At 33.5% G+C, this 23,784-nt stretch carries 12 protein-coding genes; all 12 read left to right on the top strand.

Features of this window, described 5'->3' with window-relative positions:
* The gene (locus EUBREC_RS12410; protein WP_012743523.1) at positions 1 to 789 is read left to right on the top strand and encodes an ABC transporter permease; all 789 of its coding nucleotides are present in this window, start codon (positions 1 to 3) and stop codon (positions 787 to 789) included.
* A gap of 24 nt (positions 790 to 813) precedes the next feature.
* Complete coding sequence (locus EUBREC_RS16710) at positions 814 to 3,459, top strand: glycosyltransferase (RefSeq protein WP_012743522.1); 2,646 nt, start codon at positions 814 to 816, stop codon at positions 3,457 to 3,459.
* 413 nt (positions 3,460 to 3,872) lie between these two features.
* Positions 3,873 to 7,028 carry a polysaccharide pyruvyl transferase family protein gene (locus EUBREC_RS12400; RefSeq protein ID WP_041254199.1) on the top strand — a complete coding sequence of 1,052 codons (3,156 nt, stop codon included), beginning with the start codon at positions 3,873 to 3,875 and terminating at the stop codon, positions 7,026 to 7,028.
* Between the two features lie 26 nt (positions 7,029 to 7,054).
* A complete protein-coding gene (locus EUBREC_RS12395; RefSeq protein WP_012743520.1) occupies positions 7,055 to 9,373 on the top strand; it encodes a fibronectin type III domain-containing protein in 2,319 nt (772 codons plus the stop codon).
* Between the two features lie 16 nt (positions 9,374 to 9,389).
* Positions 9,390 to 10,505, top strand: coding sequence for a UDP-galactopyranose mutase (gene glf / locus EUBREC_RS12390; protein ID WP_012743519.1), 1,116 nt, complete (start codon positions 9,390 to 9,392; stop codon positions 10,503 to 10,505).
* Positions 10,506 to 10,514: 9 nt separating this feature from the next.
* A complete protein-coding gene (locus EUBREC_RS12385; protein ID WP_012743518.1) occupies positions 10,515 to 11,528 on the top strand; it encodes a glycosyltransferase family 2 protein in 1,014 nt (337 codons plus the stop codon).
* Positions 11,518 to 12,804, top strand: a complete 1,287-nt coding sequence (locus EUBREC_RS16705; protein ID WP_012743517.1) for a sugar transferase — start codon at positions 11,518 to 11,520, stop codon at positions 12,802 to 12,804. The genes EUBREC_RS12385 and EUBREC_RS16705 overlap by 11 nt, the downstream gene beginning before the upstream one ends.
* A complete protein-coding gene (locus EUBREC_RS12375) occupies positions 12,801 to 14,822 on the top strand; it encodes an HAD family hydrolase (protein ID WP_012743516.1) in 2,022 nt (673 codons plus the stop codon). Before EUBREC_RS16705 ends, EUBREC_RS12375 begins: the two co-directional genes overlap by 4 nt.
* Before the next feature lie 11 nt (positions 14,823 to 14,833).
* Positions 14,834 to 16,303 (top strand): LCP family protein, encoded by a 1,470-nt coding sequence (locus tag EUBREC_RS12370; protein ID WP_012743515.1) that lies wholly within the window; start codon positions 14,834 to 14,836, stop codon positions 16,301 to 16,303.
* Positions 16,304 to 16,347: 44 nt separating this feature from the next.
* Positions 16,348 to 18,726, top strand: a complete 2,379-nt coding sequence (locus EUBREC_RS16700; protein ID WP_012743514.1) for a fibronectin type III domain-containing protein — start codon at positions 16,348 to 16,350, stop codon at positions 18,724 to 18,726.
* Between the two features lie 146 nt (positions 18,727 to 18,872).
* Positions 18,873 to 21,257 (top strand): glycoside hydrolase family protein, encoded by a 2,385-nt coding sequence (locus EUBREC_RS16695; RefSeq protein WP_012743513.1) that lies wholly within the window; start codon positions 18,873 to 18,875, stop codon positions 21,255 to 21,257.
* Positions 21,258 to 21,274: 17 nt separating this feature from the next.
* Positions 21,275 to 23,779, top strand: a complete 2,505-nt coding sequence (locus EUBREC_RS12355) for a fibronectin type III domain-containing protein (protein ID WP_041254197.1) — start codon at positions 21,275 to 21,277, stop codon at positions 23,777 to 23,779.
* The last annotated feature ends 5 nt before the right edge of the window (positions 23,780 to 23,784 follow it).

The raw sequence follows: 23,784 nt of genomic DNA, 5'->3' as shown, positions 1-23,784 counted from the left end.
ATGAGTGAGTGTAAGAAAAATTTAAAAGATATAAGGCATAGTATTTATGTGATAAGATTACTTGCCAAAAGAGATAGGCAAAGAGGTAATTCATCAGCATTTTTAGGTCAATTTTGGCAAATTATTAATCCGTTTATAGATTCGGTTGTAATATCATTAGTATTTACTAAAATGTTTGATAATGGAAATTTTATATATTTTCCAATATATATTTTAATTGGAACAATGATATACGGATTGTTTAATGAAGGCACGACAAGCTGTTTGACGTCTTTGTCTGGAAATAAAAATTTTTTGATTAAATCATCAATATCAAGGAATTTGTATCCTATTGAGAGAGTATATGTTGCGTTAATTAACTTTTGCTTTTCAATATTTATTTTTATCATAGTTGCATGGTATTATGGCCTTAATCCATCTTGGGAATGGGTATTAATAATACCTGATATAATATTATTAGCTATTATGATATTAGGAATAGGTAAAATATTGGCAATAATTAATGTAGTATTTGCTGATATAACTTATTTTTATAGAATATTTACATTGTTTGTATTTTATGCGTCAGGAATTTTTTATAACACAAATAGATTATCGCCTTTGATGCAAGAATTAATTTCATTGAATCCTGTATATTTGTCAATAGCGATAGCTAGATTAAGCGTAATCGATGGAATAATTCCCAAATGGTCATTATGGCTTAAATTATTGATTTATTCCATTCTACTATATAATATTGGAACATATGTGTATAATAAAAATGTTCAAAATATAATTGAAAAAATATAAGATAAACTTGAAGGAGAAAAAGAGATGAAGAATGAATTGAAAAAAGAAATGAGTACTCAAAATGTTAAGGTATCAATAATAGTGCCTATTTATAATGCGGAAAAATATTTAAAACAGTGTTTGGGAAGTATTCAAAGTCAGACTTTGAAAGATATAGAAATTATATGTGTAGATGATGGATCAACAGATAGTTCACCGGAAATTATGGATAGTTTTGCAGAAAAAGACAGCAGATTTAAAGTTGTACATAAACCTAATGGTGGAAATGGACATTCTATGAATGCTGGACTTTCTGTTGCAACAGGAGAATATATAGGGTGTGTTGAAGCGGATGATTATATAGAAAAGAATATGTTTGAAAAACTATATTTATATAGTAATGATGGTAGTATTGATATTGTGAAAAGTAATTTTTGGAATTGCTATGAAGATGAATCAGGAAAAATAACTAAAGTAGTAAATGAAGAAAGAAATAATATGCCAGAACTGGCACTCCCTTTTACAATCAAAGAGTATCCGCAGATTTTATGGGGACATCCATCAATTTGGTCTGCTATATATAAAAGGAGTTTAATTGAAGAAAATCATATAAAATTTAAAGAAGCTAAAGGGGGTGGATGGGTAGATAATCCATTCTTCTTTGAAACAATGTGTTGTGCTAAGAGTATATATTGGACTAAACGTCCGTTTTATAACTATAGAACGGAGGTGGAGGGATCTTCATCTAAAGGTTACGATTTTAATATTCCATTTGATAGAATGCAGGATAATTTAGATGTTTTAAAAAGATATAATTGTCAAGATGAGGAAACGCTTAAATTAGCCTATGCAAGAGCGTTGATGTATTTGTGTGGTGCTATAAATGAATCAGATTATGAGGGAAAAGAACAACTTTTTTATAGTAAAGCACGAGAAATGTTGGAAAAAATAAATCCAATGGTGATTAGAGATGATTTTAATGATAATGATAAGAAAATATTTTTGAAATTCAAGTCACCTATAAAAAATTTATATAAAGATAGAAAAAAAGTACTAATATATAATTGGGTGCCATTTGACAATCCAAATAGAGCAGGTGGCGGAGTTACTGTATATTGTAGAAATTTAATTCAAACAATTATACAGAATAGACCGGATGTTGATGTCTACTTTTTGAGTAGTGGCTGGGCATATGATATTTCAAAAAAAGAATGTTATGTTCGTAAAATAAAAAATATATTTGGTGATAGATGTAAAACTTTTGAAGTTGTTAATTCACCAGTTCCGGCACCACAGGATATGTTATTTGGAAATCCAGAGGTGGCATTTGAGAGTGAAATATTAAAGGATACAATTAGAAAATTTATAACAAAATATGGTCAGTTCGAGGCAATACATTTTAATAATATAGAAGGTTTGTCTTTGGATATTTTGGAATTGAAGAAAGAGTTTAATAATACAAAATTTATATTCTCTATACATAATTATGTTCCTATGTGTATGACTGGATTTTATTTCAACAGAGATAAGCATGTGAATTGTGTTCCGGATTGTACGGCTAATGATTGTGACAAGTGTATAGATCGTTCAAATATGAGAAATTATGCACAGGAAATGATAGACAGAGGATTAGTAAATAATGATGGTAATTTCGATGTTGAAAGACGCTATGAATGGAGTGATTATTTTTCTTTTGATAGGCTTAATATAAAAAAGGATGCCTCAGAATTTATAGAATTTAAAAAGCGTGCCACAAAAACATTGAATGAGAATATGGATAGTATTCTTTGTGTATCTAAAAAAGTTATGAAAATTGCGATAGACAATGGATTTGATAGGAAAAAATTAATACTTAGTTATATTGGAACTAGAGTTGCAGAATTTCAAATGGGTAGATCAAACTGTGATAGAGACAAGTACTTAAAAGTTGCTTATTTGGGATCTAATTTAGATTATGAAGAAAAGGGATATCCATTTTTATTAGATTCTTTGGCAAAAGTAAAAAAAGAGTATGCCATGAATATTGATTTGGTGTTAACAACTACAACACAAGGAAAAGATGAAATGATACGAGAAAAATTAAAATCATTTCATAATATAGAAATTATTCATGGATATAATCATGGTGATTTAAATCGAATTTTAACAGGAGTGAATTTGGGAATTATACCTGTTTTATGGGAGGATAATTTACCACAAGTAGCAATTGAAATGGTATCATTTGGAGTTCCGATTTTGTCGAGTGATGCTGGTGGAGCATCGGAATTAACAGATTCTGATAATTTTAAGTTTAAAGCTGGTAGTATAGACGATTTCTTGAACAAATTTTATGATATTTATGAAGGAAAAACTAATTTAACTGAGTTTTGGGATAATCATAATGGATTATGCACTAATCAGATGCATTATGAGCAAATTGAGCAAATTTATAATTTGGGTAAGATTGAAAATGTTGTACTAACAGGTAAGGATGTTTCAGAATTAGTAGAAGAAAACACGTTTTTATATGATCATTTTGTGATAGATGATGTGAGTACATATAATGATAGAATCGAGAATATGCAAAAAGAAATAGATAGACTCAGAACAGAAAGAGATGATTTTGCATGGAGATTGTCAGAAACAAGAAAATCAAAATCTTATAAATTGGGTATGTTAATGACTTCAATTCCAAGAAAAATGAAAAAATAATATATATACTAGTAAGATAATTAGTAATCATAACAATTGAATATTGTTTAATTTCGCGGGAAAATATGTGCGTGTTCCTATGCGATTTGTAAGAGAACAGTTGTATTTAGCGGTGTTTGTTTTCTTGACATCAGTATGATCCATACGTAAGAGTATTTTGCACATATGAACGCAAATCACATAAATCATTAAATTGACTTTATATGTATATTAACCTGAATGAAAAGGATTCAGGTTAATATAAGGTGCGATATCAATTACTTTGTGTAAATCATAAAGAGAGGCAGTATGAAAGTTACTGTTAATATGTAATAAAAAACACCTTAGGTCAAAAGGTATTTGTATAATTAAGAGGCATGAAATGCAATCTTAAGAATTTGAGAGCTTATAGTAATATAGGGAGGATAAATAACATGCAAAGTATTAGAGAAGATTTGCTGGAGATAAATGAGATTGAAGCATATCTTGATAAACTTAATGAAGTGAAAAATGATTTTGCTATATTGCTTGCCGTTAAAGATACAGCGGGGAGTAATATGTCAGATGCTGTTTTGGGAAAACTGAAACAATTAGGATTTGAAAGTATTTCAAAACAGTTATGGGTAATGTATGCTGGGGCTATTTGTAATGGGGAAAAAATAGTAGATACGGTTTCTAAAAAAACAGAAGAACGAGTAGAAATTAAATTTGAATTTAATAATTATAAATTCGACTTAACAAGTGAAGCTTGGAAAACTGGGAATAGAGCAGCTATTTTAGTAAATGGAATTGATTTTGCGTGTAATAGACGAGGAATTAACATTGTGGTATATGATACAAAAAATGATACACCTGTTGACTCTATCTATTATGATTCCCATCAAGAAAATGATGTTTTTTCTAGAGATTTGGAAATAATCAAGAAAAAAAATTGGATTACAAGTGATATAAAAAGAGATGTTTGTATTGTTGGTTTTTGGTATGGGGCAAATTATGGCTCTTTATTAAATGGATATGCGATTTATAGAATTATTAAAGACATGAATAAGTCTGTATTGCTATTACAAAAGCCAGATAGTGTAGCAGATGATATAGAGCTTCGAAAAAAAATTCATAATACTAATTTCATAGAAGAAGTTTATAATGAAGATGATGTGTCCCCTAGAATGAGCAGAAAGGATTTGCAGTTATTAGACAATCATGTCGATACATTTATAGCAGGCTCTGATCAAATATGGAATTATAGAATTTCGTTTAGTGGGTTAATGTATATACCATTTTCTAAAAAAAGAAAAATTAGTTTTTGTACATCGCTTGGTTCGAAAGATGATCATGTAGCAGAGAGTAATATTCCTTTTGTCAGATCTGAACTCGAGAAGTATAATGCGATATCAGTTAGAGAAGATTTTAGTGCTAAAACACTTAAAAGAAAATATGGAATTAATTCTGAAATCCTTTTAGAACCAGTTTTTGATATTGATAAAAATATATATGATGAATTGATAGAAAAGTCAAATTTTGAAGAATCAGAACCATATATTGTCGCATATATTTTGGATCCAAATGAAGAAAAGTTAAATGCGTTGCTTGAAATATCAGGAAAATTGGATAAGAAAATTATTACAATTGCTGATGGATATTATACAATACTTAAGAGTTCGTGGGAACATTGTACTAGAAAGGAAAATTATCCTAATCTTCAAGTAGATATGGAAGTAAAGGACTTTTTAAAAGCGTTTTCAAATGCGGAGTTTGTTATAACGGATAGTTTTCATGGTACGTGTTTTTCGATAATTTTTGAAAAACGATTTATTTCGTTTTGTAATCCAGGAAGAGGCGCCGAAAGATTTGGAGATATTTTAGGAAGATTTAACTTAATGAATCGATTGGTGGATAATGTTTCAAAATTCTCATGGAAAGATGAATATGAAGAATTTATAGAATACGATCAAATCAATAAAATGATTAAAGAGGATAGAGAAAAATCAGTTGGTTGGCTAAAAAATGAATTAAGGAAAATTGATGAAATTGATAATGCAATAACACAAAATTGTAATATGAATTTATGTGTTGGGTGTGGTGCATGCAGTAGTATTTGTCCAAATGATGCTATTACCATGAAAGGAAATGATTTAGGATACTATAAACCAATTGTGAATATAGATAAATGTTCAAATTGTGGAATATGTTCTAAAATATGTCCTGTGATTAACAATGTTGAAAGAGAAAATAGCGATTCACCTAAGTGCTATGAGATTGTTGCAGCAAATGATGTGCTTTTGAAACAAAGTTCAAGTGGTGGAGCATTTTCTTTATTAGCTCATGAAATATTTAAAAAAGGGGGATGTGTGTTTGGTGCTGCTTGGAAAGATGATTTTACTGTAGAACATATTATGATTGATACAGAAGATGACATGTATAAATTGAGAAAATCCAAGTACTTGCAAAGTTATTTAGGAAATACATTTAGAAAAGTCAAAGAAAAGCTACTAGAGGGTAAACCTGTGCTTTTTAGTGGTTGCCCTTGTCAAGCAGCGGGGTTAAGACAATATTTAGGGAAAAAAGAATATGAAAACTTGGTAATAGTTGATTTACTGTGTGGAAATGCACCATCATCAAAATTCTTTAAAAAATATGTACAAGAATCCTATGGAGAGGATCTTGTCAAGTATGAGTTCAGAAATAAGATGTATGGTTGGAATTCTGAAACCGTAAAACTTACTTTTAAAGATGGCTCAACTAAGATAATAAAAAAAGCATGTCAAAGTGATTATCAGAGGGTATATCATAATCATGCAATGTGCTCATATCATTGTGAACATTGTAAATATCAGAATGTTCCCAAAATAGGTGATATTACAATAGGTGATTTTTGGTGGATAAATAATTTCGACAAAGAAGTAGAGTATAAAAATGGGATATCAGCGCTTCTGGTGAATAGTAAAAAGGGACAAGCGCTTTTTGATGCCATTGAAGAAAATAAGTTTAAGGTAAGAAAAGAAGTTCCGTTTCAATGGTTGAAAGGAAATGGCTTTACTGTTAAAGGTACACATAATTTTGTATCTCCTAAAAGAGACTTATTCTATGATGCAATTCAGACTATGCCATTTACTAAAGCAGTAAATTACGCATTAAAGCCTAATCATGGAAATTACGATAATACTCCATTATTTTTTAACTCAAGAAATACAGTATTTTCATATGATAATAAGATTTGGGAAGAACATGTAATTAATGGAACCATTTATTTGTTCACTAAGTTAATAAATCCCCCGACTAGAAAATATGCTATAATGCAAATGAAGGGGGCTTTGTCTAAAGAAACGACATATGAATTGCATATAAAATTTAAAGTGATTTCGGAATCACAATATTTTAATTTACATATTAAAGATTCAGGAAGTATGTTTTATCAAGTGATTTGGACAGAGAAAATTGACAATAATAACAGAGGCAAATGGATTGAAAGAAAAATCACATTTACTCCAGATGCGGATATTTATGATGAATTTATGATTGGTGCAGCACAATTGGTTGGCAATGACGCAAATGTTGCATTTTCACTGATAGATATTCATGAAGTAAATTAAGTTGTGAACAAAGGAGGTAAAGTACTATGAAGAAAAAAATAATAGCAACGCTTTTGAGCCTGGCAATAGTAATGTCAGGGAGCTTTTCAGCATTTGCTGCAGACTTTAGTGAAAATTCAGAATCTACAGGAGTAGATTCTGTGACATCCATGGAAGAAAGTAGTGAATCAAACAAATCCGCAGAAGAATTGATATCAGATGAAACAATTAGTCAGGATGACATAATTGGTGGTTCTGAAATTAAGGACACAGCATCTAATCAGTTAGATGTGGAGAATACTGGTGAAGCTAAAGATGTAGAAGTACAATTAAATGATGGTAATTCAGTAGACATTATGCCATCAAATAGTGTTGAAGATGAAGAAATTAATACAGAATCATCTGTAAAAACATATGCTAGTGATTCTGAATCAGCTAGTCAGAGTATTTTTGTAAATAAAAAAAATTATGGCGAGTTATCTAAAAGTGATGAAGTGGATAATTATAAATTTACATTAAGCAGTGCTGGTTCAGTTCGCATAGATTTTGGAAAAGAATATGAAGATAGTAATCGAGGCTGGACGGTTGAAGTTTATAATAGTAATTGGGAAATTATTAAGAGAGATGAATTTCGTTGTGGAAATTCAAAAACTGATAGCTCAAGTGTATTGGGATTAGCTTCAGGAACATATTATTTAAGGATAAAGGGTATAAGATGGGAGTGGACAGATACTAAGTATAATTTTACACTTGTGTATTCTGCTAGTAATTCTTGGGAAAAGGAAGCAAATAATTCGTTCTCTACAGCTACTAAGGTGAATACAAATAGTGTATGTTATGGTTCTATTTCTAATAGTGATTCAACGGATATTGATTATTACAAGTTTTCAATGGCAAATGCTGGACATATTCGTATAGACTTTGGAAAAGAGTATGATAGTAATGCAGATCATGGTTGGAATGTTATTCTTTATAATTCTGAGCAGGAAAAATATATAGAATGGACTTTTAATTGCGGAAATTCAAAGACTGATTCTACATGTGAATATGGTTTACCTAAAGGTACATATTATATTTTAATAAAGCCGATAGACTATGATGACACTAGTGTAACATATAATTTTAATATTAATTTTTCATCTAGTGCGGTGTGGGAAAAGGAATTGAATGATGATTTGGCTACGCCAAATCTAATGAATGTTAATACAACATATTATGGCACAACAACTAGTTGGAATGAAGATTGTTATAAGTTTACCTTAAAAAAGAATGGAACAGTTAGTATAGACTTTGGTAAAGCGTATGATAAGGACACATCTCATGGATGGGATGTAAGATTATACAATACAGATCGTGAAGAGGTTAGCAAAGGTGATGTGTATTGTGGGGATACTAACATTAAATCAGTTATTTCAACGGATTTAGTGGCTGGATCATATTACTTAAAGGTATCACCTAAAGCTTACGATGTTAGTGAAGTGGTATACAATATAAAGGTAACTGCAAAAAATGAACCGGCTCCAGCCCAATCAACCGTGTCTGCTGTTTCTGGTCTAAAGATAGGTGGACGAGCTGGTGATGCTCTTAGATTAAACTGGAATAAGAATACATCTGCAGATGGATATATTGTTGAGCAATATAAGAGTGGAAGCTGGACTCGAATTGCAAGAATAGGAAGCAACAGTACTGTTACATATAGAGTAGAGAAATTAAGTCCTTCTACCAAGTATAATTTTAGAGTTAAAGCATTTAAGCTGAATGGCAATGCTGCCACATACAGTTCTTATAAGAATATTAGTGGAATTACAAATCCTGCTACGATATCAGGATTGAAAATTGGCGGACATGCAGCAGATGCACTTCGTTTAAATTGGACGAAGAACAGTAAGGCATCAGGATATATTGTAGAGCAGTATAAAGGTGGAAAGTGGACACGTATAGCGAGAATTGGTGAGAATAGCACAACTACATATCGTGTTGAGAAGTTAAGTGCATCCACAACGTACAAGTTTCGAGTACAGGCATTTGGATTTGATGGAAAAACTGCATTATATGGTAATTATGCGTATATTAACGGAAAGACAAGTCCGGCTACAGTAACCGGTATAAGAATTGGCGGTACAGCAAAGGATGCCTTGAGGGTTAATTGGAATAAAGACAGTAAAGCAAGTGGTTATATTGTCCAGCAGTATAAGAATGGTACATGGGTGAGAATTGCCAGAATTGGTAATAACAATACTACAACTTATCGTGTATCTGGCTTAAAATCTGGGTCAACATATATTTTCAGGGTACAGGCATTCGGTTATGATGGAAAAACAGCCATATACGGTGGATTCGCTATGATACCCGGAACAACAAAATAAAAAGGAGAATTATATTATGAAGTACGATTATTTAGTAGTAGGCTCTGGTTTATATGGAGCAGTTTTTGCACACGAGGCAAAGGAAAAAGGAAAGAGTGTGCTTGTTATAGACAAGCGTCCGAATATTGCCGGAAATGTTTATACTGAGAAGGTAGAGGGAATCAATTTCCACAAGTATGGAGCTCATATTTTCCATACAAACAACACAAAGGTATGGAACTACATTACACAGTTTGCAAATTTCAACAGATTCACAAATTCACCGGTTGCAAATTATAAAGGTGAGCTTTATTCAATGCCTTTTAATATGTACACATTTAATAAAATGTGGGGTGTTGTAACTCCTGAGGAAGCCGCTGCAAAGATTGAGGAGCAGAAGGCAGAGATAAAGGGAGAGCCACAGAACCTCGAGGAGCAGGCTATATCACTTGTAGGTAGAGATATCTATGAGAAGCTTGTAAAGGGGTATACTGAGAAACAGTGGGGACGTGATTGTAAGGAGCTTCCTGCATTTATCATTAAGAGACTTCCGGTTCGTCTTACTTTTGACAACAACTATTTCAATGCTCTTTATCAGGGAATTCCGGTAGGTGGATATACCAAGATGGTAGAAAATCTTCTCGAGGGTATTGAGGTACGTCTCAATGAGGATTATCTGGAGAAGAAGGCTGAGTATGATGCTATGGCAGATAAGGTAATATATACAGGTGCAATTGATGCATACTTTAATTATTCTCTTGGAAATCTTGAGTACAGATCAGTAAGATTTGAGAATGAGATTCTTGACAAGCCTAACTTCCAGGGAAATGCTGCTGTTAACTATACAGATAGAGAGACTCCATGGACACGTATTATCGAGCATAAATGGTTTGAGTTCGGAAAAGATGAGAATGGAAATGATCTTCCAAAGACTATAATCAGTAAGGAATACAGCTCAGAGTGGAAACCGGGAGATGAGCCATACTATCCTGTAAATGATGAGAAAAATGGTAAGCTATATGCTGATTACAAGGCTTTGGCTGATAAAGAAGAGAAGGTTATCTTTGGTGGACGTCTCGGAGAGTACAAGTATTACGATATGGATGCGGTTATTGCATCGGCACTTGATATGTGTGAGAAAGAGTTAGCTTAGGAGTATAATTTGAGAGATATAAATATAGCTGTTAATATATGTACATATCATAGAAATGAATTTGTAGAGAAGAATATATCAAAGCTTTTAAAGTCAAAGTTTTTTCAAGAAAATGAGAAAAAGTATTACGGAAGGCTTCAGATTTTTGTTGTTGACAATGGCTGTGAGCTGAAACAGCATAATGATACTTTTTTACATGTATTTCATAACAGAAATACAGGAGGCTCGGGCGGTTTTCAGCGTGGATTGGAAGAAATCAGAAAAAACAGCAGTACATTTTCACATGTTATATTTATGGATGATGATGTGGAATTTGATATTGAAGCGTTTTATATTCTCTTTGATTACCTGAGTAAGGTTTCAGAAAAGTATATTGATAATCCGGTCGCAGGACGTATGTTTTGTATGGACAGGCCGGATATTCAATATACAGCTGCAGAAATATGGAATGGAGGTAATTTGAAACATGTGGAGTACATGAGACAGATTACCTCAGAGAATTATATACCCGGAAGAGTTAATTATGGTTCCGGAGCAGAGTATGGTGGTTGGTGGTTTTGCTGTTTTCCGATGAGTTTTGTGAAGGACAATGATATCATTCCATTTTTTATCCATTGTGATGATGTCGAGTATGGACTTCGATGTGGAAAGCCACCAATCATAATTGAAGGAGTACATGTGTGGCATGAGACATTTGAAAAGCGTATGACTCCAATAATGCATTATTATGACACAAGAAATCCGTTATTTGTTAATTCACTACATTCTTTGAATGATAATCCTAAATCAGTTTTTATTAGATGGAAGGATACTATTACGTTACATCATATTAAAAACGATTATATTACAGAGTATTATGTGATTCGGGCAATGGCGGATTATTTAAAAGGTTTGGATTGGCTAAATAGGATCAACCCTGAAAAATACCATAAACGATTGGGCAAGATGAAGGGCAATAAGCTTAAAAATGCAGTTGCCTGGAGATTAGTAGAAAGAAAATACAAGAGAAGATATGAAATCTAAAATTTCAGCGGGATGTCAGGTTTCAAGCCTGCTTATCCTTATAGTATTAGTAATAGAATATGGATTATTTTTCCTTGCAGTGCCGTTCGACAAAGTAAGTTCTCTTATGATGCTTGGATATATTTTTCTAACTTACATTATTACATGTAATAATCATGGCAGGACTGTACATCTATATTATGAGAGAGAGTTAAGTCTTCTGTTTAAGTGTATTGCAACGGATTTTGTAATGGGAGTTTTTTTGTATACATATTATTTGGATCATGGTAAAACTCGTGGAATTGGAATACTGTTTGCTGATGAAAAATGGTGGATAGGATACATTATTATGTTGGTTATGCACCTGATTTCAATTTTTGCATTATGTATTTTTTGGAATAAGTGTATTTATCCCGGAAATAAGGGAAAGATACTTTATATATATGAAAAGGAAACTCCAAAAGATATGCGCATTATTGATGACTGTATATCTATTGATGAAACAGAAAAGAAATTGATTGCTGAGATAATGAGCAATGAAATTATATATATATATGACGTTACGGCAGAAAAACGTAACGATATTTTAAAGACTTGTTTTGAGGCGGGAAAAGATGTATATTTGTCTACAAAGATTTCGGATATACAGCTTAGAGCATCATATCTGACACAGGATAGCGATCAGCCTTGCTTTTATTGCCAAAGACCTGCTATATCTAAAAAGGCTGTTATAGTAAAACGTTTTTTTGATATAGTAATATCCATTATTGGACTGATTCTTACATCTTGGCTGTTTCTTATTGTTGCTATTGCAATAAAAATAGAGGATGGAGGAAGCGTTTTTTACAGGCAGGACAGATGCACCAAGGATGGAAAGATTTTTTCTATTCTGAAATTCAGGAGTATGATAGAACATATTGAAGATGGAAAAATATACATAACAAAGCACAAGGATAATCGTATAACAAAAGTAGGATATATCATAAGAAAAACAAAGATTGATGAATTACCGCAATTGGTCAATATATTAAAAGGTGATATGAGTCTGGTAGGTCCGAGACCGGAAAGACCGGAACTTATAGCAGATATTTTAAAAGAAATACCTGAGTATAATTTTAGAACTACTGTGAAAGCCGGACTTACAGGATATGCGCAGGTTCATGGTGATTACCATACTGATTTTTTGGAAAAATTGAGATGGGATATGATATATATAGAGAATTATTCAATCATTTTGGATTTGAAGATTTTGATTATGACAATTCCAACTATATTACGTGGGAGCAGTGATGTATGAGATTAGCTGTATATAATTTTCTGGTGAATCGTCATCCGGGAATAAGACAAAAATATCATAATTATCATGACAGAGCGCATGGATATAAAAATATATTGTCATGGATCTATCTTATATTGCTTAATGTAATATGCTTCTTTACTATAGGACATTATCCTAAGCAGGTTAATGCTAGCAATTCGGGCAAACATAAGAAACTTCCGCTTACTGAATCAGAATCAATGGTCAGATTCAGGCAGGGAAAAAGTGTGGATGATGTAGTTAGTGAATTAATGAAGTATGATATTGTTTCATTTGATATATTTGATACCTTGATATTCAGACCTTTTTCGGCACCTACGGATTTATTTTATCTCATGGGAAATGAAATCGGGCTTCTTGATTTTAAGCGTATTAGAGAAGATGCTGAGTATACAGCAAGAATTGAAAAATATACTGAATTCGGCACTTATGAGGTGAATTTTAGGGATATATGGCTTAAGTTAAGTGAAATGATAGATATATCAGTGGATGATGGAATGGCATTAGAGCACAAATATGAGCTGGAGTTTTGTTATGCAAATCCATTTATGAAGAAGGTATTTGATAAACTCATCAAATCAGGAAAGAGAGTTGTGATTACTTCTGATATGTATCTGTCGAAAGCTTTTCTGGAGGAGCTTCTTCACGGTAATGGGTATACCGGATTTGAAAGGCTTTATGTGTCATGCGAATATGATAAGAGTAAATCAGATGGCAGACTTTATGATGTTGTCTTGAGTGAAATGCAGATTGCACCTGAGCAGATGATTCATGTAGGGGATAATGAACACAGCGATGTAAAGATTCCAAAGCGACGTGGTATATCAAGCTGCTATTATCCGAATGTAAATAAGCATTCGATAGACTATAGAGCAAATGAGATAAGCAGTATTATCGGTGGAGCCTATAGAGGAATTGTTAATAACCATATTTATAATGGTATTTCGGGATATTCTCGTGAATATGAATATGGATATATTTATGGTGGGATTTTTGCCATGGGATATTGCTGTTTTATTCATGATTATGTGAGAAAAAATTGTATAGATAAAGTATTGTTTCTTTCTAGAGATGGGGATATACTGAAACAGGTATATGAAAAGCTATTTCCTAATGAGGCTGTGGAGTATGCATATTGGTCAAGGAAAGCAGCTACAAAGCTCATGGCAAATGGAAATAGGTATGATTTCTTTAGAAGATTTCTCTACCATAAGGTGAATCAGAAAATAACTGTTAAAAAGATTTTTGATTCGATGGAACTTGCTGATATGTTGGCAGAATGTCATGAAGTTAATGGTAACGATTACCTTACGAATGATAATGCGGCTGTTATTAAGAGTTTTCTTGTAAGTAATTGGGAAAGAGTATTACATCATTATGAAAATGAGCACAAGGCAGCTAAGTTGTATTATGGTAAGCTCATCGGTGATTCGAAAAAAATTGCGGTCATTGATATTGGCTGGGCAGGAAGCGGTGCAATGTCTTTGAGATATTTATTCGAAAAAGAGTGGGATATAAATTGTGAGGTTATTGGTGTGATAGCCGGAACTAATACTGTACACAATGTGGAGACTGATGCCAGTGATTCATTTTTACAGAGCGGAGAGCTTGTATCATATTTGTATTCATTTGCTCATAACAGGAATCTTATGAAGCAGCATGATCTCAATAAGGATTACAATGTATATTGGGAGCTGCTGTTATCGTCACCAACTCCACAGTTTATGGGCTTTAGCATGGATGATGGTAAATATGGATTCCGGTTTGGCAGGTTAGATGCAAATCAATCCGGAATCATGGAAATTCAAAAAGGAATACTGGATTTTGTTGAACAGTATCAATGTCATTTTGGAAATGCCGAGAATGAAAAATTTTCATATATGTATAATATATCAGGTAGTGACGCGTATGCCCCGATGCTTGTTGCAGCAGAGCATGATGAATGTTATCTTAAGATGATCAATTCGTTATTTGATCTACAGGTTAATGTGAACTAGAAGGAGGCACCATGAGAGAGAATAATATCAGAGAAGTAAAGAAAGAAAAAAGTGATAAGAAGTTTTCATTTAAGTATATAGTGTGGCTGATTGCCATGGCTTTTCTTGTCACATCGGTTGTTGTGTTGACTAAAGTAGTAAAAATGAATATTTTGCCGACAAAGTTTCTTGTAGTTGCAATAGGTGTAGTTGTGCTTATTATTTTATTCGATTTATTAGCAGCAAGAAAACTGTGGTCCGGTATACTTACTAGCATTATTTCAATTGCTTTGATTGCCGCTATGATAATAGGAATTATCGCCATAAATAAAGTGGACAAGACTGTGGATATAGTCACAGACAAGGGCACAGAAGAAAAGACGGAGATGGTTATAGCAGTTCTGGCTGATTCTGATGTGGAAAAAATAACAGATCTTTCAGAGCTTTTGATAGGATATCTTGATGATTATGATGTTAATTCGTCTAAAAAGGTAATGGATGAGATTGATAAAAGCGTGGGTGGATCGGCAAATTATAATGCTTTTGATGATAAATTCGCTATGGTTGATGCCTTATATAATCAGACTATCAAGGCAATGATCTTAAATAAAGCCAATATTGATGTTATCAAAGATGGTGAAGGATACGAGGATTTTGAGGACAAAGTTAAGATTATTTATTCTTCAGAAATAACAAATTATATTGAAATAGTAGATAAAGAACAAAATACAAATCTGAATCAGTTTGTAGTATATATCAGTGGTATAGATACTTTTGGAGATGTATCTGTCAGAAGTAGAAGTGATGTAAATATTCTTGCTGTTGTGAATACAAAGACTAAGCATATTCAGTTGATCAATACTCCTAGAGATTATTATATAGAGCATCCAAAGAGCAATGGTGTGAAGGATAAGCTTACACATGCCGGACTTTATGGAGTAGAAAATTCGATTGGAGCACTTGAAAATCTGTATGGTGTGAAGATTAATTACTATGTCCGCATGAATTTTAGTGGATTTGAAGATATCATAGATGCTATGGGGGGAATTGATGTTTATTCGGACAAAGATTTTACAGTTGAACCGGTTAAACATTATACCGTAGGTGTAAACCACTTATCAGGCATTGAGGCTCTGGCTTTTGCAAGAGAGAGACATGCTTTTGCTGCTGGTGATATACAACGTGGGCAGAACCAGATGAAGGTGATTATTGCTATGATCAATAAGCTTTCATCAAAGGATGTTTTATATAACTATTCAAATGTATTAGATGGAATTGCGGGAACATTCCAGACTGACATGGCTTCAGATGATATATATACCTTAGTAAAGAAACAGTTGGTTGATAATACGAAATATACTATTGACTCATATTCAGTAACAGGTACAGGGGATTCATGTACTACTTACTCTACACCAAAGACAAAGGTTTGGGTTATGCAGCCGAATATGGATGAGGTGGAGCATGCTAAAGGCCTGATTAACAGTGTTTTAAGTGAATAAATGGCGCATTTATAGTTAGAAGAGATGTTTAAGGAGAGGTACTAATGAAGAAAAGATTTATTGCGGTTACTTTATCGGTTATGATGCTTTTTTCTTCCAATATCAGTGTTTTTGCTGAGGGCAATGATGTTTCTGTTAAACACAGTTTGGAAAACACAGATTATGCTAAGGCTTCTGATAGAACCGGTTATCAGAAAATGGAAACTGAGGAGATAAAATTATCTCAAGAGGAGTTTAATGAGCTCTTGGAACAGAAACAAGAGGATTCTATTACAACTTACAGCTCAACAGATTCGGCTTATTGGAAGAAGTTTGGTAGTAATTATTATTATAATAAGCTTACTGCGCAAGAGAAGAGTGCCTGGAATGAGCTGGAGCAGGTTTGTATTTCATATGCAACGAACGATAAAGATATAAGTAATAGTAAAATACAAACCGATAATTTGTATTTTGCTAATTGGAATATTCAAAAAGTATATAATTTTATACATATGTTTAAGCTTTCACATCCACAATTCTATTTTTTATCCAATAGATCCACGGTTTCCTATTGTGATGCATCGCAAGGGTATATGTTAGGCATTGGTGTGTATTCACCATTTGATAGTGGACATCAGAGGGCGGCATATACTACCTATTTTTGTAATAAGATAGACAACTGGGTAGAGCAGATAAAGAAAAAATCGTCATCATTGGTAGAAGAACGTGAAAAATATGCATTTGACTTAATTTGTGCTAATACAACATATGAGGATGGGACATATGATCAGTCGGCGTTTAGCCTGGTATATGAAGGTAAGACAGTTTGTGCTGGCTATGCTGCAACATTTCAGCTGTTAATGAATGCTGTTGGAATAGATACTATAGAAGTAACAAGTTATGATCATGCATGGAATCTTTCTAATGTTCATGGTGTATGGTATGAAGTTGATGCTACCTGGGCTGATAATGATAGTACCGGAAATATAGATTATAGTTATTATAATAAAAGTGAGGCAACTATCTCAGAAAATGGATATGAAACCAGTCATGTAAAAGAAAATCAGTGGGATAATTACCAGCCTGAAGCAAAGTATGATTCAGATTATTCATGGGAATATTATTATAGCCCATATTTTAATAATGGAAATTATACATGGTTTATGGTAAATAGCAATTCATCATTAAGTGGAGGATATTTGGCAACACCGGTTAATGCATTTAATGGAGCGACGTATGGTTCTGCACCTTCTACAGTTATAAATGATGGGATTACATATTCAACCTTGTACTTAAAGAAAGATCCGGCTGGAACTGTGACTGCAAATGATATGAAAGGATTGAAAATAGGTGGTCGTGCAGTGGATGCATTACGCCTTAACTGGGATAAGGATTTAAAGGCATCGGGATATATTGTTGAGCAGTATTCCGGAGGTAGTTGGAAGAGAATTGCAAGGATGGGTAGTAATGCAACAACTACTTTACGTGTTGAAAAATTATTGCCATCTACTACATATAAGTTCAGAGTAAGGACATTTGTATATTCAGGCAATACTCCTGTATATGGTAAGTATGCATATGTTAACGGAAAAACAAATCCGAGTGCTGTTTCCGGATTAAAGATTGGTGGAACAGCAAAGGATGCATTACGTCTCAATTGGAGCAAAAATAATTCCGCAAACGGATATATTATTGAACAGTATAAAGATGGTAGTTGGAAGAGAATCAAAAAGATAGAGTCTAATTCAACAGTAACATATAGAGTAGAAAAGTTGTCTGCAGGAACAACGTATAAGTTCCGAGTTATGGCATATGGCTTTGATGGTAATACTCCTTTGTATAGTGCATATCAGAATGTGTCCGGAACGACAACCGCAGCATCAAAGGCTCCTTCAACTGTTTCTGATTTTAAAATTGGGGGAAGAGCAACAGATGCTTTGAGATTAAATTGGACTAAAAATAATTCTGCATCAGGTTATATTATTGAACAGAATAAGAATGGCTCATGGACACGCATAGCTCGTATTGCATCAAATGCTACGACCACATATCGCGTAGAGGGATTAAAAGATTCTACAACTTATCAGTTTAGAATAAAGGCATTTGGGTATAGTGGAAATACAGCTTTATATAGCGGTTATAAAAACATATCGGGCACAACACTGCCTGCTGCTGTTTCAGGGGTTAAAATAGGTGGAACAGCAAAAGATGCTCTTCGTTTAAACTGGAATAAAAATAGAAAGGTTTCAGGATATATTATTGAACAATACAGTGAGGGTAAATGGGTACGAATAGCTCGAATAGGCTCCAATTCGACAACTACGTATCGTGTAGAAAAATTGAAAAGTAAGACGTCATATGTGTATCGTATAAAAGCATTTGACTTTGATGGTTCAACAGCTATTTATGGAAACTATAGTTATATAAGTGGTGTGACAAATTAATTTTATGGGTGCTGCCTGTATTTATACAGGTAGCATCCAGTTTTATTATATGAAATCTATAACATGTACTTGTAAAATTGGGAAAAAAGTTGCATAATATAAATGAGTATAAAGAACTATATGTAATTTTTGAATAGGGGGAAAATATGAAGAGTGAACTAAAAAGTAAGATTATAATAATATTTTTGATAATTTTTGCGACTATTGGAGGATATAATTCATTGATTTATGCGGATGAACAAAAAAAATCTTATGAGTATGATATGTATGAAAACGGTTCGGGTAAGGATATTACTTCCGACGAAGCTGTAAAAAGCGAGGGAGATAATCTAAAAGAATCTGATGGAACAGATCTGTTTCGTACTTCAAATATGGGAATAAGTCAGAGTGGAGTGGATTTAATAAAACAGTTTGAGGGATGCAGATTGACTGCTTATAAGGTTACAAGCAGTGAAAAGTATTATACTATAGGCTATGGTCATTATGGATCTGATGTGTATGCAGGGATGACTATTACTCAGGCACAGGCTGAAAGTATGCTTAAATCGGATCTTGTAAGATTTGAAGGATATGTAAACACATTTTTAAATAAATATAATATTACAATTAATCAGAATCAATTTGATGCCTTGGTAAGTTTTACATATAATGTTGGAAATGTTTGGGTTAGTTACAATACTTTTCAGTTGAAAACATATTTGATAAATGGGGTATCAAATTATAACAGCGATCAGATAACAACTGCATTTACAAATTGGAACAAGTCGGGTGGCGTAGTGTTGGATGGACTGACTAGAAGAAGAAAAGCAGAGGCAGCACTGTTTCTCAATGGAAATACCAATGATTGTTCGTGTTCAGATTCATATGCAGGAGATTATGTTTGTACTGCGTCTTCAGCTTTAAATATAAGAAGTGGACATGGTGGTACAGTGATTGGAACAATCCCATCAGGAGCGGTTGTATATGTTTCAAAAGGGGATGGAACATGGGCGCATGTATCATATAATGGAATTAATGGATGCTCATCCATGCAGTACTTAAAGAAAAAACAAGATACTCTTAATTATCAGTTACATGTATGGATATCCGATACTGATATGGGAAGTGTACCAGAGCACTTTTATAAAGGAAAATCATACTATTTATGCTATGAAATATTAGATATGGATACAGGAAAAAGAGTAGATATAGATCATGATGGACTTAATTATAGTGTAAGTGAAGTATTTGGATATCCTGATGGAACAAAGTCTGATCCATGTACTTACGGAAATGATTACAATTGGTATAGAAGCTATATGGGGGCAACAGGTCAGTATAAAGGAATTGTAACTGTTACAGGTGATATAAATACTTCCTGTGAAATTGGTTGGAAAGTTGAGTATTCAGGTAATGTAACGTTAAAAGCATCTACATATTCGGTTAATCTTAATATACCGGGAAACATAAGTCAAAGGGTTACATTAACAATGGAGGGAGAGATACCTGATAATTGTGCATTGTCGAAAGATTCATCTGGGAATGGATTTTCTGCAAAATGGGATGGCGATTGGAATGGTTGGTCGCATGATATGGTTATTACCGGAGAGGGGTCTGGCTCCGGAGTGATAATAGTGTCTGTTGTGGATGGAAAAAATGCTTCTGTCAAATATGGAACTATTAAGATATATGTTAATGTGACTAAAGAACAAAAGACTGTTTCCGCGATGAGTGGAGTAAAATTAGCCGGTCGGGCAGATGATGCATTGCGCATTAATTGGAATATAAATAGTAGTGCATCGGGATATATCATAGAGCAATACAAAAATGGTAATTGGAGTCGTATAGCACGAATTGCTGATAAGAATACAAAGACATATAGAATAGAAAAACTTACTAATTCTACAGATTATAGGTTTAGAATTCAAGGATTTAATTTTGACAATGGAACGCCTGTATATGGAAGTTATACATATGTTTCGGGAAAAACGAATCCGTCAAAAATAACAGGAGTGACGATTGGAGGTAGAGCAGTCGATGCGCTCAGACTAAATTGGAATAAAGTAAGCGGTGCCTCCGGGTATATCATTGAGAAATATGAAAATGGGAAGTGGAATAGGATTGCAAGAATTGCAGATGTAAAAACACGGACATATAGAGTGGAAGGGCTTAAGGCATCTACAACTTACAAGTTTAGAATAAAAGCATTTGGCTTTAGTGGAAGTACACCATTATACAGTACTTATACATACATTAACGGAAGAACGACCCCGATGGCTGTAACAGGTGTTTGTATAGGTGGAACTGCAAAAGATGCATTAAGAGTTAACTGGAATAAAGTTAGTGGGGCATCAGGATACATAATAGAAAAGTATGAGAATGGTAATTGGAACAGAGTAGCCAGAATAGCAGATGGAAATACAAAGACTTACAGAGTGGAGAAGCTTAAAAAGAATACAGCATATGTATTTAGAATCAGAGCGTTTGATTTTGATGGAAATACACCGTTATACAGTGATTCGAAATATGTAAATGGTAGTACAAATAGGTGATAGGAGGGATATTTTTTATGAAACAAATGTGTAGAAGAGAAAAAAAGTGGATTAAGATTATTGCATGTATTATGATCTCCATATTGATGGTACAATTGAGCAATGTTCAAAAAGTATATGCAGTAACACAGTCAGAATTTGATGCAAAATTATCACAATTACAATCACAATATCCTAATTATAGTGTTTGGAATGGACAATTTGATAATGGAACACAGTGTTTTGGTTTTGCACATATGATGGGATATAATGTGTTTGGAACAATGCCGTCGACCTGGCAAAGGAGTTATGATATTTACAGTGTAAAGCCCGGTGACCTGATACAGTATGGAAATACAAGTGGACAGGGTCATACGGTTTTTGTAACTGCAGTTTCAGGAAATACAATAACGTTCGTGGATTGTAACGGAAATGGAAATTATAGTGGAAGTACCAAGGTACGAAGGAATGGTGTATTATGGGGAAACACTATACAAAAGGGGGCAAGGATATGGGGCAAATATTCGTTTAGCTATTTGCTTGTATCAAATGGAATTCAGTCGTATGATACATGCAGTACTTCATATGCAGGAAACTACATTTGTACATCAAGAACCACATTAAATATCAGAGATGGGCATGGTGGAGCAGTAATTGGTTCAATACCATCAGGTGCAGTAGTATATGTTTCAAAAGCAGATGGAACATGGGCACATGTTTCTTATAATGGAATTAATGGGTGTGCGTCTATGCAATATTTGCAAAGACAGCAGAATACACTTAATTATCGATTACATGTATGGATATCTGATACTGATATGGGCAGTGTACCGGAGCATTTTTATAAGGGAAAATCATACTATTTATGCTATGAAATATTAGATACAGATACGGGAAAAAGAGTAGATATAGATCATAGTGGACTTAATTATAGTGTAAGTGAAGTTTTTGTATATCCTGATGGATCAAAGTCTGATCCATGCACTTATGGAAATGACTATAATTGGTATCGAAGCTATATGGGATCTACCGGGCAGTATAAAGGGATTGTAAGTGTTACAGGGGATCTTAATGTTTCGTGTGAGGTTAGCTGGAATGCTGAGTATTCCGGAAATGTAACATTAAAAGCGTCTACATATTCAGTTAATCTTAATATACCGGGAAATACAAGTCAAAGGGTTACATTAACAATGGAGGGAGAGATACCTGACAATTGTAAGTTGGCAAAAGAGTCATCGGGAAGCGGTTTTTCTGCAAAATGGGATGGTGACTGGAATGGCTGGTCATGTGATATGGTTATTACCGGAGAGAGTACAGGTTCCGGAGTGATAAAAGTGTCTGTTGTAGATGCAAAAAATGCTTCTGTCAAATATGGAACTATTAAGATATATGTTAATGTGACCAAAGAACAAAAAACTGTTTCTGCTATGAGTGGGGTGAAGCTGGCAGGACGCGCGTCAGATGCACTTAGGATTAATTGGAATACAAACAGTAGCGCATCAGGTTATATAATAGAGCAGTATAAAGATGGTAATTGGAGCAGAATTGCTAAAATATCTGGAGCGAATACATATAGAATTGAAAATTTGGAAAGTTCTAGGCAATATAATTTCAGAGTCTGCGGATACACTACAGATGACGGAGATGAAGTATACGGAAGTTATGCTTATGTTTCCGGGATAACAAATCCGAAATCCGTAACAGGAGTGAAGATTGGAGGAACTGCAAAAGATGCATTAAGAATAAATTGGAGTCAGAATATATGTGCTTCCGGTTATATCATAGAAAAATATGAAAACGGAAAGTGGAATCGTATTGCAAGAATAGCCGATGCAAATACAACTACATACAGAGTGGAAAATTTAAAGTCTGCATCTACTTACAATTTTAGAATAAAGGCATTTGATTTTGATGGATCAGTTCCGATATATAGTGAATATCAGAATATTTCGGGAAAGACAAATTCAGCATCTAATACATCCGCAACGGTATCTAATGTAACAGGGGTAAAAATAGGTGGAAGAGCAGCAGATGCACTTAGGATCAACTGGAATAAAGTAAATGGCACATCAGGATATATTATTGAGAAGTATGAAAACGGAAAGTGGATCCGAATAGCGAGAATAGCAGATGCAAATACACAGACTTATCGCGTTGAAGGGCTAAAGGCATCTACAACATATAAGTTTAGAATAGAAGCATTTAGTTTTAGCGGAAAAACACCATTGTATAGTACTTATGCATATATAAACGGAAGAACCAATCCGGCTGTTGCAACAGGTGTTTGTATAGGTGGAACTGCAAAGGATGCACTGAGAGTAAATTGGAATAAGGTTAATGGTGCATCAGGATACATAATAGAAAAGTATGATAATGGAAATTGGATTAGGGTAGCGAGAATAGCAGATGCAAATACGCAGACATACAGGGTTGAGAAACTTAAAAGTAATACAGCATATGTATTTAGAGTCAGATCATTTGATTTTGATGGAAGTACACCATTATATAGTGGTTCCCAATATGTAACAGGTAGTACATTATAATTGCT

Source organism: Agathobacter rectalis ATCC 33656 (genome assembly GCF_000020605.1).
GTDB classification, from domain to species: domain Bacteria; phylum Bacillota; class Clostridia; order Lachnospirales; family Lachnospiraceae; genus Roseburia; species Roseburia rectalis.
The sequence above is the reverse complement of the archived record's forward strand: the minus strand, read 5'-3'. Positions and strand labels throughout refer to the sequence as shown.